Source organism: Acinetobacter sp. T_3_1 (assembly GCF_025377055.1).
GTDB lineage: Bacteria > Pseudomonadota > Gammaproteobacteria > Pseudomonadales > Moraxellaceae > Acinetobacter > Acinetobacter kookii.
Genome location: NZ_JACHVD010000016.1, coordinates 1 through 12,233 on the forward strand (window position 1 = coordinate 1; position 12,233 = coordinate 12,233).

Annotated in this window: 16 protein-coding genes and 1 rRNA gene; 4 read left to right on the forward strand and 13 right to left on the reverse strand. The window is 41.4% G+C overall.

The features are described from left to right. Positions 1-32 precede the first annotated feature (32 nt). Positions 33-147, forward strand: a 5S ribosomal RNA gene (gene rrf / locus H4I94_RS13005). Between the two features lie 140 nt (positions 148-287). Here rrf and H4I94_RS13010 read toward each other — a convergent pair. The 5 genes from H4I94_RS13010 to rplM form a co-directional block, all read right to left on the reverse strand. Then, entirely contained in the window at positions 288-944 is a 657-nt protein-coding gene (locus H4I94_RS13010; protein ID WP_261183370.1) for a hypothetical protein, read from the reverse strand. Positions 945-963: 19 nt separating this feature from the next. Continuing rightward, positions 964-1,395, reverse strand: coding sequence for a ClpXP protease specificity-enhancing factor (locus H4I94_RS13015; protein ID WP_092820432.1), 432 nt, complete (start codon positions 1,393-1,395; stop codon positions 964-966). Between the two features lie 12 nt (positions 1,396-1,407). After that, complete coding sequence (locus H4I94_RS13020) at positions 1,408-2,058, reverse strand: glutathione S-transferase N-terminal domain-containing protein (protein ID WP_261183371.1); 651 nt, start codon at positions 2,056-2,058, stop codon at positions 1,408-1,410. A 331-nt stretch (positions 2,059-2,389) separates the two neighbouring features. Beyond that, positions 2,390-2,776: a 30S ribosomal protein S9 gene (gene rpsI, locus H4I94_RS13025; protein ID WP_068974925.1), complete on the reverse strand. Its 387-nt coding sequence runs from the start codon at positions 2,774-2,776 to the stop codon at positions 2,390-2,392. Positions 2,777-2,788: 12 nt separating this feature from the next. Continuing rightward, entirely contained in the window at positions 2,789-3,217 is a 429-nt protein-coding gene (rplM, locus tag H4I94_RS13030; RefSeq protein WP_004811299.1) for a 50S ribosomal protein L13, read from the reverse strand. Positions 3,218-3,990: 773 nt separating this feature from the next. Between rplM and pdxA the strand changes: the two genes are divergently transcribed. From pdxA to H4I94_RS13045, 3 genes are read left to right on the forward strand one after another with little or no spacing between them, the layout of a single operon-like run. After that, a complete protein-coding gene (gene pdxA / locus H4I94_RS13035) occupies positions 3,991-4,959 on the forward strand; it encodes a 4-hydroxythreonine-4-phosphate dehydrogenase PdxA (protein WP_261183372.1) in 969 nt (322 codons plus the stop codon). 30 nt (positions 4,960-4,989) lie between these two features. After that, entirely contained in the window at positions 4,990-5,802 is an 813-nt protein-coding gene (gene rsmA, locus H4I94_RS13040) for a 16S rRNA (adenine(1518)-N(6)/adenine(1519)-N(6))-dimethyltransferase RsmA (RefSeq protein WP_131272691.1), read from the forward strand. Then, positions 5,803-6,663, forward strand: coding sequence for a symmetrical bis(5'-nucleosyl)-tetraphosphatase (locus H4I94_RS13045; protein WP_261183373.1), 861 nt, complete (start codon positions 5,803-5,805; stop codon positions 6,661-6,663). It begins immediately after the preceding gene. Between the two features lie 49 nt (positions 6,664-6,712). Here the strand turns inward: H4I94_RS13045 and H4I94_RS13050 are convergent, their stop codons facing one another. The 8 genes from H4I94_RS13050 to hflX all read right to left on the reverse strand — a co-directional run bounded on the left by H4I94_RS13050 (position 6,713) and on the right by hflX (position 12,108). Next, complete coding sequence (locus tag H4I94_RS13050) at positions 6,713-7,162, reverse strand: DUF2147 domain-containing protein (protein WP_092820428.1); 450 nt, start codon at positions 7,160-7,162, stop codon at positions 6,713-6,715. A 158-nt stretch (positions 7,163-7,320) separates the two neighbouring features. Further along, a complete protein-coding gene (locus tag H4I94_RS13055; protein WP_092820427.1) occupies positions 7,321-7,770 on the reverse strand; it encodes a DUF2147 domain-containing protein in 450 nt (149 codons plus the stop codon). 161 nt (positions 7,771-7,931) lie between these two features. Beyond that, a complete protein-coding gene (locus H4I94_RS13060) occupies positions 7,932-8,381 on the reverse strand; it encodes a DUF2147 domain-containing protein (protein ID WP_131272690.1) in 450 nt (149 codons plus the stop codon). A 150-nt stretch (positions 8,382-8,531) separates the two neighbouring features. Beyond that, positions 8,532-8,978, reverse strand: coding sequence for a DUF2147 domain-containing protein (locus H4I94_RS13065; protein ID WP_261183374.1), 447 nt, complete (start codon positions 8,976-8,978; stop codon positions 8,532-8,534). Between the two features lie 161 nt (positions 8,979-9,139). Next, complete coding sequence (locus H4I94_RS13070) at positions 9,140-9,586, reverse strand: DUF2147 domain-containing protein (protein ID WP_092820424.1); 447 nt, start codon at positions 9,584-9,586, stop codon at positions 9,140-9,142. A 91-nt stretch (positions 9,587-9,677) separates the two neighbouring features. After that, positions 9,678-10,352 (reverse strand): LrgB family protein, encoded by a 675-nt coding sequence (locus H4I94_RS13075; protein WP_092820423.1) that lies wholly within the window; start codon positions 10,350-10,352, stop codon positions 9,678-9,680. Positions 10,353-10,361: 9 nt separating this feature from the next. Further along, entirely contained in the window at positions 10,362-10,733 is a 372-nt protein-coding gene (locus tag H4I94_RS13080) for a hypothetical protein (protein ID WP_261183375.1), read from the reverse strand. A 43-nt stretch (positions 10,734-10,776) separates the two neighbouring features. Then, a complete protein-coding gene (hflX, locus tag H4I94_RS13085) occupies positions 10,777-12,108 on the reverse strand; it encodes a ribosome rescue GTPase HflX (protein WP_092820421.1) in 1,332 nt (443 codons plus the stop codon). Positions 12,109-12,233 lie beyond the last annotated feature (125 nt).

Genomic DNA, 12,233 nt, shown 5'->3' on the forward strand with positions numbered 1-12,233 from the left:
AATAAGACCAAACGCAAAGTCATAACAGTTGTGCTGGCGACCATAGCAAGAGTGAACCACCTGATCCCTTCCCGAACTCAGAAGTGAAACCTCTTAGCGCTGATGGTAGTGTGGGATTACCCATGTGAGAGTAAGTCATCGCCAGCTCATTATTCGAAAGCCCCCTCTAATGAGGGGGCTTTTTTTATGTGGGGAAGTTTAGCTCTTGAATGTCTGTAATACTCAGTTGGTTATAAAAAACTCGCCATTTTGGCGAGTTTTTTATTTGAAGATCAACTTGAATGTTCTTAATTAAACATAGATGTTGCTGCGCTATATAAAATCCAAAGAATAACGATAGCTACAATAGGTTCAAATACTTTTGACCATGCTGGAACTGGGGCATTTACCACTTCATGGCTGATATTTGCTTCGTTATGGGGGTGTTGTTGGCTGACCATTTGATTAAACTCCTTTATTGTTGAGTCTAATGATATCTCTTCTTGCTCAATCGGTTTAGAGCCTTTTAATTCTGTTAGGTCGTTTGTTGACCAAACCCAATCGGAAGCCTGACCAGATAAATGTTCAATCTGTCCTAAAATCAGTTCACGTAAGCCTATGATATTCAGGTTTCCAATATCATTGAGTTGTTTTAATTCCGCCAATTGTAATTTTAATATTTCAGTTACTGTTGGCTCTAGTTCATTTTTAGGCAAAGGAGACTGATTTTTTGAAGATGTCGTGAGATGTCGTGCAATCTCTTGAATAAAAAGATCATCGGGTGAGGAAATTTCCTGATAAACTTTTTTATCATCAGTACGCCAAAGTGAAATAAGTTTACCTAATACCAGCGCGTTAATTTCTAACAGATGAGTTTTTCGATCTTCTCTAGAATAGTGCTCGAGAAGCTGAGGCTTTTGATTGTTAATCTGCTCAGCAAAATATTGTACTAAATCAAAAGCCATTCACTTGCTCCCTCTTATTTTAATCTAATAACCGTAGGCTCGGTTTTTTCTTAGGTTGTTCAGTTTCTTCTGAAGTTGTGGTTGATTCTAATGTATCTTCAGTAATTTGGGTACCTTCATATTCATTTGGATCAAAGAATAGGCCTTGTCCATTTTCACGAGCATAAATACCCAGTACTGCATTTAAGGGTACATAGATGTCACGTGAAACGCCACCAAAACGCGCAGAGAAGGTGATTGCGTCATTACCCATATGTAACTTGTGCACGGCATGAGGAACGATATTTAAAACAATCTGACCATCCTGAATGAATTGTTCCGGTACCATGGTATTAGGTTGAGTCGCATCAACCAATAAATATGGGGTCAGGTTATTGTCACAGATCCATTCATAGATAGCACGTGCTAAATAAGGTCGGGTAGGGGTAAGATTCAATTCTTGTTCAGACATGATGTTGCTCGATTAATTTACTAAAAATTTGCTGTAGCGGTTTTTTTCCTGCATGGTTAAAGATTTGGCAAATGCAGGTCTGCTAAAAATTCGTTGACAATATAGATGAATGGGACGGCAATGCTGTTTAGGCAATTCGATGCCCATGGCCTTTAACCGTATAAAAATAGGTGCCAGCATACAATCTAAAATTGTAAAGTTTTCAGACATAAAAAAGGGAAAATGCTGAAATAATGGCGTAAGTGAAATCAGTGTATCCCTGAGCTGCTTTTGAGCTTTCGCTTTTTCTTTTTCATTCAGGGTGTCTGGATGACACAGCATAATATCCGCCAGTTTTAACCAGTCTTGCTCAAAACGCCAGATATATTGCCGTTGCTCTGCTCGTGGCATCGGTGCATCGGCATAGAGTTTGTTTTGACGATAGCGGTCGTCCAGGTATTCGGAAATAATGCTGGAATTAAATAATTTTAAATCGTTTTCAATCAGCATGGGGAGCTGATTATAGGGATTTAAACTGGCCAGATCTTCATCGTCTTCATCTACAAGAATTAGATTATATTTGATTTGCTTCTCTGCAAGTACATAGCGTATCCAGTGGGAGCGGAAATCATCCGCATGACTGTAAAGCGTAATTCCTTGTAGATGTGCATTTTCGATTGACATAATCCGAAACAGTGATAAATGAATGGAATAGGATACTAAAATTCAAGCTAAAAAGCACGAAGCATAAAAGCGCAATTGGGGTTAAGATAGAAAGATGATAAGAAAAAATAGCGGGAGGAAAACAAGATGTTAATCAAACTGGCGATGGTTTCACTGTTTATTTTGATTGGTCTTGCGAATTATTATCTCACCAAATCTTTCTGGTGCCATGAAGGTGTGTGGGGTAAGGATGTGCATGAACAGTAGGATGAAATATTTATCCGGATTAAAATTTAAGTCCCATAAAAAACCCTGGATAATCCAGGGTTTTTTGTCCGATTCGGTAAACGAATTAACGTTTAGAGAATTGAGGACGTTTACGAGCTTTACGTAAACCAAGTTTCTTACGTTCAACTTCACGAGCATCACGAGTAACGAAACCAGCTTGACGAAGAGCAGGTTTTAAAGTTTCGTCAGCAGCGATCAATGCACGAGTAATACCGTGACGGATAGCGCCAGCTTGACCACCAATACCACCACCAGCAACAGTGATGTAAAGGTCATATTTTTCAGTAGCTTCTAGAAGCTCTAAAGGTTGACGAACAACCATACGAGCAGTTTCGCGACCGAAGTACTGTTCAAGAGTACGGTTGTTGATTACGAGTTTACCAGTACCAGCTGATAGGAAAACACGTGCAGTTGCGGTCTTACGGCGACCTGTACCATAGTTAGTAGCCATGTGCTGTATCCCTTAGATGTCCAAAACTTGTGGCTGTTGAGCAGTATGTGGATGCTCAGTACCAGCGTACACTTTCATTTTTTTGATCATTGCATAACCAAGAGGACCTTTTGGCAACATGCCTTTTACAGCGCGTTGGAAAATTTCTTCTGGTTTGTGAGCAACTAATTTCTCGAAATTAGTTTCACGAATACCACCAGGGAAACCAGTATGGCGATAATATTTCTTATCAAGTGATTTTTTACCAGTCACTTGAACTTGTTCAGCATTGATCACAACGATGTAATCGCCAGTGTCAACGTGAGGAGTATAAGAAGTTTTATGCTTACCGCGTAAACGACGAGCGATTTCAGTCGCAAGACGACCTAAAGTTTTGCCAGAAGCATCAACAACGTACCAGTCGTGTTGAACTTCAGCTGGCTTAGCGCTGAGAGTTTTCATTAAACCACTACCTATTATAGTTGGTTTGGACGGTGGAATCTGTCCAAACAAAAGGAGACCGAATTCTACCTGAAAGTCAGTAGAACCACAATGAAAATATAAAATTTCAAGCGCTATATTTTAAAAGAACAAGGATGAAAATGGAAGTGTTGGGGAATCTAAAACGGGGGGGCGGTAAATGAAGATAAAAATATTGGCTTTTAGTTCTGCAACTGTGAATTTTGCATGTTCTGCTTAAAAGCAATAGATACGATTTTATCGACTTGAGGACCTGTACCATTCAGTATTTTAGATAAGCGATGATGAAAATTTAAAATTTTGTTTTTATTGAAATATTAGACACCTTTCATAAATTGAAATATGTTCAATCTGATTTTTAAAATCAGCACGGCCATCATCTGATGGATTTCATTTTGATGCCTTTGCGTAGGCAATCTCTCTACTTTTGAAAGGTCAAAAGTAGACAAAAACCTTTTGTTCCCCATACACGACTTCCTTGTCGTGATGGGAAACGTGGTGGCATCCATGCCACACTCATGAATCGAATACTTGCTAAAAAAATCAATTTTTTATTTTCGTATTATGAACGACTTATAGTCATTAAAAACGATTTATGAAAGAAATCTATTAAAGTAAAAAATATCGATGTATTGCTAATTACCAGTTGTTTTGTTGATTAAAGTAGTTGATCTATATGTGGTTTTGCTTAGCTTCAGTTTTCTTGTTTAGCATTCGCGTTATAATGTTGAATATTGAGCTTGCTTGGATAAATTATGCTTCCTTTATATGTTACGAGTGGTGAACCTGCTGGTATTGGTCCAGATATTTGTTTAAGTTTGGCAGATCGTGTTGATGAACGTCCGATTGTGGTACTAGCCGACATTCATTTATTAAAGCAACGTGCCGAATTATTAAAGAAAGAGATTGAACTAATTGAATATCAAGGACAATTAGAATCTGCAGCTCAAGGACAGCTTTATGTCGAACATGTGCCCTTAAATACAGAAGTGGTTTTGGGACAACTGAATGCCCAAAATGCAGCATATGTGCTGGAACAATTACGTCGTTCTGCAGATTACGCCATGACAGGCAAAAGTGTCGGTGTAGCCACCGCGCCCGTACAGAAATCCATTATCAATGAAGCGGGTATTCATTTTAGCGGGCATACTGAATATTATCAGGAATTTGCCGGTGTCGATCGCGTGGTGATGATGCTCGCTACCAGGACTTTAAGGGTGGCACTGGTGACCACGCATCTGGCTTTACGTGATGTGCCTGATGCGATCACGCCTGAACGCTTGCATCAGGTGATTGATATCTTAATCCACGATTTAAAAACCAAATTCAGGATTGATCATCCACATATTCTGGTGTGTGGTTTAAATCCGCATGCAGGGGAAAATGGCTATTTGGGGATGGAAGAAATTGAGGTGATCAATCCTGTACTTGAAAGCTATCGCGCACAAGGTATCAACATGAGTTTAAGCTTGCCCGCCGATACGCTATTTACTCCGGAAAATTTAAAAGATGCCGATGCCGTGCTGGCGATGTATCACGATCAGGGCTTACCTGTGTTAAAATCACAGGGTTTTGGTGAAGCCATCAATATTACTTTGGGCTTACCGTTTATCCGAACTTCTGTCGATCATGGCACAGCACTCTCCCTTGCAGGTACAGGTCTGGCAAAAAGCTCAAGCTTGCATGTGGCTGTGGATTTGGCGCTCCAACTTGCGCGTCAATGATCTCGTCTTTATTACATGTTGGAAATGTTTATGTATCAGATTAATGCCTTAAACCCCAAAGATGAAGGGCATCACACGCGTAAGCGTTTTGGGCAAAACTTCTTACATGACCAACGTGTCATTGCCAAAATTGTCCGTTCAGTGAATCCACGTTCTGGCGATAACATTGTTGAAATTGGTCCCGGTCTTGCGGCATTGACTTCACCTTTAATTGGTGAATGTGATGCCTTAACTGTGGTTGAACTTGACCGTGACCTGGCGGCAGGCTTGCCAGGCCGTGTACCACATCCTGAGCGTTTAACCATTGTTGAAACCGATGCCTTGAAATACGACTTTACTGAGTTATTTCAGGAAGGCCGTCCGCTACGTGTGGTGGGTAACCTGCCTTATAATATTTCAACACCGCTTCTGTTCCATCTTCTGGAGTTTGGCGACAAAGTCAAAGACATGCACTTCATGCTGCAAAAGGAAGTGGTTGACCGTATTACTGCATCACCTAATACCAAAGAATATGGCCGTCTGTCGGTGATGATCCAGTATTACTGCAAACCGACTTTTCTGTTTGAAGTGCCACCAGGATCATTTAATCCTCCTCCAAAAGTGACGTCTGCGGTGTTCCGTCTAGAGCCGTACGATGTCAAACCGATTGTGGCAAAAAATGAAAAAGCCTTGGCGCGTCTGGTTTCACATGTCTTTACCCAGCGTCGTAAAACTTTGCGCAACAGTTTAAAAGGCATGCTGGTTGAAGAAGGATTTGAAAAAGCAGGTGTTGATCCGATGGCGCGTCCAGAGACTTTGACCTTGGCTCAATTTGTTGCATTAGCAGATCAAATGGTGGATTAAGTGGCAGATTCGAATGTTCGATATAATTATGTGATTGGTGATGTTCAAGGCTGTTTTGAAGCCTTAAAAAGCTTGCTGAAAGAAATCAAGTTCGATCCGGATCAGGATTTTATCTGGTTTGCAGGCGATTTGGTGGCACGGGGTGAAAACTCGCTGGGTGCACTGCGCTTTATTAAAAAACTTGTAGACCGTGGTGTGGCAGCGACAGTACTGGGCAATCATGATTTGACCCTGTTGGCATGTGCACGTGGTTTAAAAGAGCTGAAAGAAAAAGACAACACCCGCGATGTAATTAATGCGATTGATAGCGATGATTTAATTGACTGGTTGCGTAAACAGCCTTTATGCCTGTTCCCGAATGAGCAAACCATATTGACCCATGCCGGTATTCCTTGCCTTTGGTCAGCAGAGCAAACTGCAGCCTTGGCAAAAGAAATAGAAGCGGTCATTGCTCATGATGATTTTGCTGTGGTAGATGCTTTCCTGGCAGAAATGTACGGTACGGAACCCGATCTTTGGTCAGATGATTTGCAAGGCAATGCGCGCTTGCGGTGTATTACCAATTATTTGACCCGTATGCGTTTAACTAATGCAGAAGGGCGAATGGAATTCTGCTTTAAAGATTCTCTGGATGACCCGATGCCTGAAGGCTTTCAGCCCTGGTTTGACTTTGAGTCCAAAGCGGCCAAAACCCATCAAATTATCTTTGGACACTGGGCTGGATTACAAGGGAAAACCATTACGCCACAGATTCAGAATGTGGACGGGGGCTGTGTTTGGGGAAATCAACTGATTGCGTATCGATTGGAAGATAAAGAATTGTTTAAAGTGGATAATCCGGTCATGTCATCCTCGAGCTAAGCCGTAATAAAAAAGCCACATGATGTGGCTTTTTCATATTTAAACCTGCTTAGTCAAGCCTGATCCAGGTCTGGCTGCGTCCTAAGGTGGAAATACCCATATAAGCCCTTAAGGTTAAACGCTTGCCTGTTGCATTCAGTCTGATTTTGGCGTCATAAACTTTACCCGCTAGAGGATCTATAACACGGCCTTTTTCGTAGTTATTGGTTCCAGCTACATGTTTTAAGCCCTTTAGAATTTCCATACCCAAAATTGGCTGATTGGTATAGGGTGCTGGGCAATTATTACATGTCTCTCGTGGAGTATAACCTGGGCGAGGAGTAACTTTAATAATTTTCCCGGTAAATGTATTATTGTTTTCTTTATTAATTTTAATAATTGCTTTTGCAGCACCGGTCTTATCGTCAATTTGCTGCCATGTTCCAGAAATGTCTTGAGCGAAAACATTTCCACTGAAAAGTACAGCAGCAAAAGCAGCCAGCAATAGATTCTTTTGCATATAAGACTCTCACTTAATCTTTCATTTTCTGATTAACGGATATATTAGATAGATAAAGTAATTAGTCAATATACTCTAGAGTCATGCAAACAGTTTTAAGCCGATTTGGATAAAAAGCCACTATATTGTGGCTTTTTAATTAAAAACAGAGATTTGGATTAATCGACCCGTAACCAGGTTTGACTGCGACCCAATGCCGAGATACCGATATAACCACGTAGGGTAAGCCGTTTTCCATTGGTGTTCAGTCGAACTTTGGCATCATAAATTTTGCCGGCTAAAGGATCGATAACACGGCCTTTTTCATAGTTATTCGTACCTTCTACATGCTTTAACCCGGTGAGGACATCCATACCTAAAATCGGTTGATTGGTATAGGGTGCCGGGCATTTGTTGCATGTCTTTTGAGGTGTATACCCTGGGCGAGGTGTCACTTTTACAATTTTACCCGTATAAATATCATTTGCATCTTTACGAATTTCAATAATTGCTTTAGGTGAACCGGTTTTATCATCAATTTGTTGCCATGTACCAGATAGATCTTGTGCCAATAGATTTCCACTAAAAGCTAAACTGGCAAGAACAGTAAGTAAGATATTTTTTTTCATTTAATTTCCTACGGTTGTGCTGAATAATTTTTTTAATCTATAAAAACATATTAGGAGTGTTTAGAAATTAGTCAATATAGGGGGTCCTGAAAATGAAGAATAATGTGAACTATTTAAATATCAGTGAATAAAAAGCCACATAGTGCGGCTTTTTGTCATATTCAGTCGTTCCTGATCCAGGTCTGAGTTCGCCCCAAAGCAGAAATTCCTACATAACCACGTAAAATAAGACGTTTACCGTTCGGGGTCATCCGTCCTTTCAAGCCATATATTTTCCCGGTTAAAGGGTCAAGTACACGACCATTTGCATAATTATTTCCATTGACCTGTTTTAAGCCTTTAAAAATTTCTAACCCTAGTATTGGCTGATTGGTATAAGGGGGTGGACATTGGAAACATGTTTCTCGGGGAGTATAGCCTGGGCGTGGCGTTACTTTGATAATTTTTCCGGCATAGGATCCATCGGTTTGCTTTTGAATTTCAATCAGTGCTTTAGGTGAACCGGTTTTATCATCAATTTGTATCCATGTGCCAATGATGTCCTGAGCAAAAATTGAAAAACTGCTGAATAGTGCTACAAAAAATGTAGTGGTGATTGCTATTTTTTTCATAAGATTTCCTCATCTGTATAAGTCAGCCATCCTGATGACTTATTTAAAGTGGGGGGAAGCAATACGAAATTGAGCAGTCTTTGGAATAAAGTTTTTAAGTGCTCATTCGTACCATGCTCCCCATCTATGCTGAGCTGTAATCTGCATCATTTAATCTTGTTTAATCCATGTCTGGCTACGGCCAAGCGCAGACACACCGACATAACCGCGTAGAGTAAGACGTTTACCGTTCGGGCTTAGCTTTGCTTTGCCGCTATAGATTTTACCGTTCAGCGGGTCAAGAACTTTGGCATTTACAAACTGATTATTCCCGGCAGGTTTCAAGCCGGTTAAAATATCTAATCCTAAGATGGGTTTGTCGGTATAGGGTGCTGGACAATTTACACAGGTTTCTTTTGGGGTATAACCCGGACGAGGAGTGACTTTTACAATTTTGGCCGTATAAGTTCCATTGCTTTCTTGACGCATTTCAAGAATGGCTTTTGATGAGCCTGTTTTATCGTTAATGGTTTTCCATGTTCCGCTAAGATCATTTGCCAATACGTTCCCACTACAAACTAAACTGGCAAAAGCAGCAAATAATAGATTTTTCTTCATATCAATTCCTGTGAGTGTGGAAAATATTTTTTTAATTTATATAAAGATATAGTTATCGTTTAAAAATTAGTCAACCCACTGTTTCATAAAAATGAAATATAATGTGAATTATTTAAATATCAGTGAAGAAAAAAGCCACATAGTGTGGCTTTTTGTCATATTTAGTCATTTCTAATCCAGGTCTGACTACGGCCTAATGCTGAAACCCCGACATAACCACGCAGGGTCAAGCGTTTACCATTTGGACTTAATTTCGCTTTCATGCTGTAGATATGTCCAGAGAGCGGATCAATAATTTTACCATTCGCATAGTTGGGTCCTTCTACGTGTTTTAAACCTTTCAAGACATCCATGCCTAGAATAGGCTGATTGGTATAAGGTGCCGGACATTTGACGCAAATTTCTTTGGGCGTATAGCCAGGACGCGGAGTGACTTTGACCACTTGTGCGGTATAAGTGCCATTATTTTCCTGACGAATTTCAAGAATGGCTTTTGATGAACCGGTTTTATCATCAATATTTTTCCACGTTCCTGTAAGGTCTTGAGCTAGGGCAAAACTCGCTAAAGTTGAGCATATTAATGCAATAGTAAGTTTCATCTTGACCATTTGAATGTTCCTTCATTCCACTAACAGTATTCTTGATACTAGGAGTATTTTTGACAGGCAACAATCATTATTAATGCAAATGACTGTTTGGTCACATTTTTTGTAAATACAGTATAAATGTAGGCAGCCATATGGCTGTAAATACAGCATTCACAGCCATGCCAAAAGCGGCATAGCGTCCTGCCACACTGCCTCTTTGCCATGCCTGTGCTGTTCCAATGGCATGCGCGGCCAGACCTAATGCCAGACCCGAAGCGCGTTCATCATTGATATGACGCAAGATCAATGGCGAAAAGGCAGCGCCAATCACTCCGGATAAAATCACAATCAGAATAACCATGCTTATAGGTGCATGTAACAGCGTGGCAATATTAATGGCGATTGGTGTAGTCACGGCACGTGTAGCAAAGGCCATAATGCTGGAGTCGGTCATATGCAATAAATAGGCAAGTCCCATCGGTAACGCGACTGCACTGATACTGGCAAACACCAGAATTCCGAGCATGGCTTTTAGCGGCAAATCATCATAACGCATGGCGGCTAGGGGAATGGCCAATGCAACGGTGACATAGCCCAAGAGGCGATTAAAAAGCGGATTGACCTGTGCCATATAGGATTCATAAGGCATTCCGAATAAGAACAACAAGCCAATAATTAAAAACATGCCAATCACAATGACCGGAATTTGCGGCAGGCGTTTATTGATCGGTTTTGCGACCAGATAGGCGATCAGGGTAATGAAAAAACCGGAGAGTACTGCAAACATATAATTTCCCTATAACCAGCGCTTGGACATTTTTGCATAGATCCACAATGGAATCAGGGTGCTGACAAACATGACCAGTAGAAAAGCCGGTATTTCCCTGCCCATTTGAGTCAGCATAATCAGGGACCCTGCGCTAATGGGCAAAAAGGCAAAGGCACTTTCTTTCATAATCTTGTTATTGGTATCGACCAGGCGACTGGGTAATTTCCTGAAACTTCTCCAAATGAATAAAGTCGCCAATAGGCTGATCAAGCCCACTAGATTACCCAGCTCAGGATGGTGAAATTGTGTGGTTAACCATACTGCGCCTTCACGGAAACAGATGATTAATGCCAGGGTGCCAATCCAAGCTGGCCAGTCGATTGTTTTTATCCAGTCCATTTTTACCAACAATTATAATTACACTTGTCACGTTTTAACTGATTTATCTTTTTATTTCAAATTCCTCAAGCGGCCGTTTAAATTGTGCAGCCTTGTGCCCCAGAATTTCATCTATAGGTAAATGTGCCTGTTTAATCAGCTGTTCCAGCTTTTGTGGCGCCATAATCACATGCAAATGCAGATTACCTACATCATCATAATGTTCAGATTGAATGACATTCAAGGCATACAGTTGAGTACGTAATTTGCCATAGGCAGGCTTTAACTTCAGCTCGAAGCTTTGAATCTGGCCCATCAAACATTCTTGCACCGCTTGACGCAGCAGGTCTAAACCTTTGCCTGTGTGTGCGGATACATAGACCCGATCGGGCATGTGCGGTTTGGCATAGACAATTTTGGCATCTTCACCGCTGACATCAATTTTGTTGTAGACGCGCAGGACCGGCACATTGGCGCCAATTTCCTTGAGTACCGACTCTACCGCTTCAATCTGTTCCAGCATGTCTGGGCTGCTGGAATCAATCACATGCAGCAGCAAGGTGGCTTCCAGTGTTTCTTCCAGCGTTGCCTTAAAGGACTCGACTAAAGAATGCGAGAGATTACGCACGAAACCCACGGTATCTGCCAGAACCAAACGTCCAATTCCATCCCACTCCAGACGGCGCAGTGTAGGGTCCAAGGTTGCAAACAGCTGATCTGCCGCGTAAACATCGCTCTTGGCCAGAATATTAAACAGGGTGGATTTGCCGGCATTGGTATAACCGACTAAAGATACGGTCGGCACAGCGGCCTTTTGCCGTGCAACACGACCTTGCATGCGGGTTTGGCGAACTTTATCCAGTTTGGCTTTGAGTTGCCCCATGCGGATACGCAGTAAACGGCGGTCTGTTTCCAGCAAGGTTTCACCCGGGCCGCGTAAGCCAATCCCGCCTTTTTGACTGTCAAGATTGCTCCGGCTACGTACTAAACGCGAGGAAAGGTGCTGTAACTGTGCCAGTTCGACTTGCAATTTGCCTTCATAGGTCCGGGCACGTTGCGCAAAAATATCTAAAATCAGTTCGGTGCGGTCCACCACACGGCAGAGCATGATTTTTTCTAAATTACGCGCTTGAGCGGGTGTCAGCGAATGATCGAAAATAACCAGGTTGGCTTCAAGGTCCTGTACCAGCGCAGCAATTTCTTCGGCCTTGCCAGAACCGATAAACAGTTTGGGATCGGGTTTAATACGTTGAGCACTAATATGTTCCAAAATTTCAGCACCGGCAGATTCTGCCAGTAAACGAAATTCTTCTGCATCAAGGTCATCTAATAGCTGTACCGATACACTCACTAAGATTGTTCGTTCACCACCCTGATGTTGCTCAAAATATTCCACTAACGATGATCTCTACTGCGTTAAAATTTCATTTTAGTTGAAAATGCACAGGCAGAGGGAAAAATAGCAAAAACTTAACAAAGCATCGTAACAAGATATTCAGTCCCGGGCGTGTTTTTATGAGC

Coding starts and splice junctions, on each gene's coding strand:
- H4I94_RS13010 (WP_261183370.1), bottom strand. CDS start 944: ATGGCTTTTGATTTAGTACAATATTTTGCTGAGCAGATTAACAATCAA.
- H4I94_RS13015 (WP_092820432.1), bottom strand. CDS start 1,395: ATGTCTGAACAAGAATTGAATCTTACCCCTACCCGACCTTATTTAGCA.
- H4I94_RS13020 (WP_261183371.1), bottom strand. CDS start 2,058: ATGTCAATCGAAAATGCACATCTACAAGGAATTACGCTTTACAGTCAT.
- rpsI (WP_068974925.1), bottom strand. CDS start 2,776: ATGGCTACTAACTATGGTACAGGTCGCCGTAAGACCGCAACTGCACGT.
- rplM (WP_004811299.1), bottom strand. CDS start 3,217: ATGAAAACTCTCAGCGCTAAGCCAGCTGAAGTTCAACACGACTGGTAC.
- pdxA (WP_261183372.1), top strand. CDS start 3,991: ATGCTTCCTTTATATGTTACGAGTGGTGAACCTGCTGGTATTGGTCCA.
- rsmA (WP_131272691.1), top strand. CDS start 4,990: ATGTATCAGATTAATGCCTTAAACCCCAAAGATGAAGGGCATCACACG.
- H4I94_RS13050 (WP_092820428.1), bottom strand. CDS start 7,162: ATGCAAAAGAATCTATTGCTGGCTGCTTTTGCTGCTGTACTTTTCAGT.
- H4I94_RS13055 (WP_092820427.1), bottom strand. CDS start 7,770: ATGAAAAAAAATATCTTACTTACTGTTCTTGCCAGTTTAGCTTTTAGT.
- H4I94_RS13060 (WP_131272690.1), bottom strand. CDS start 8,381: ATGAAAAAAATAGCAATCACCACTACATTTTTTGTAGCACTATTCAGC.
- H4I94_RS13065 (WP_261183374.1), bottom strand. CDS start 8,978: ATGAAGAAAAATCTATTATTTGCTGCTTTTGCCAGTTTAGTTTGTAGT.
- H4I94_RS13070 (WP_092820424.1), bottom strand. CDS start 9,586: ATGGTCAAGATGAAACTTACTATTGCATTAATATGCTCAACTTTAGCG.
- H4I94_RS13075 (WP_092820423.1), bottom strand. CDS start 10,352: ATGTTTGCAGTACTCTCCGGTTTTTTCATTACCCTGATCGCCTATCTG.
- H4I94_RS13080 (WP_261183375.1), bottom strand. CDS start 10,733: ATGGACTGGATAAAAACAATCGACTGGCCAGCTTGGATTGGCACCCTG.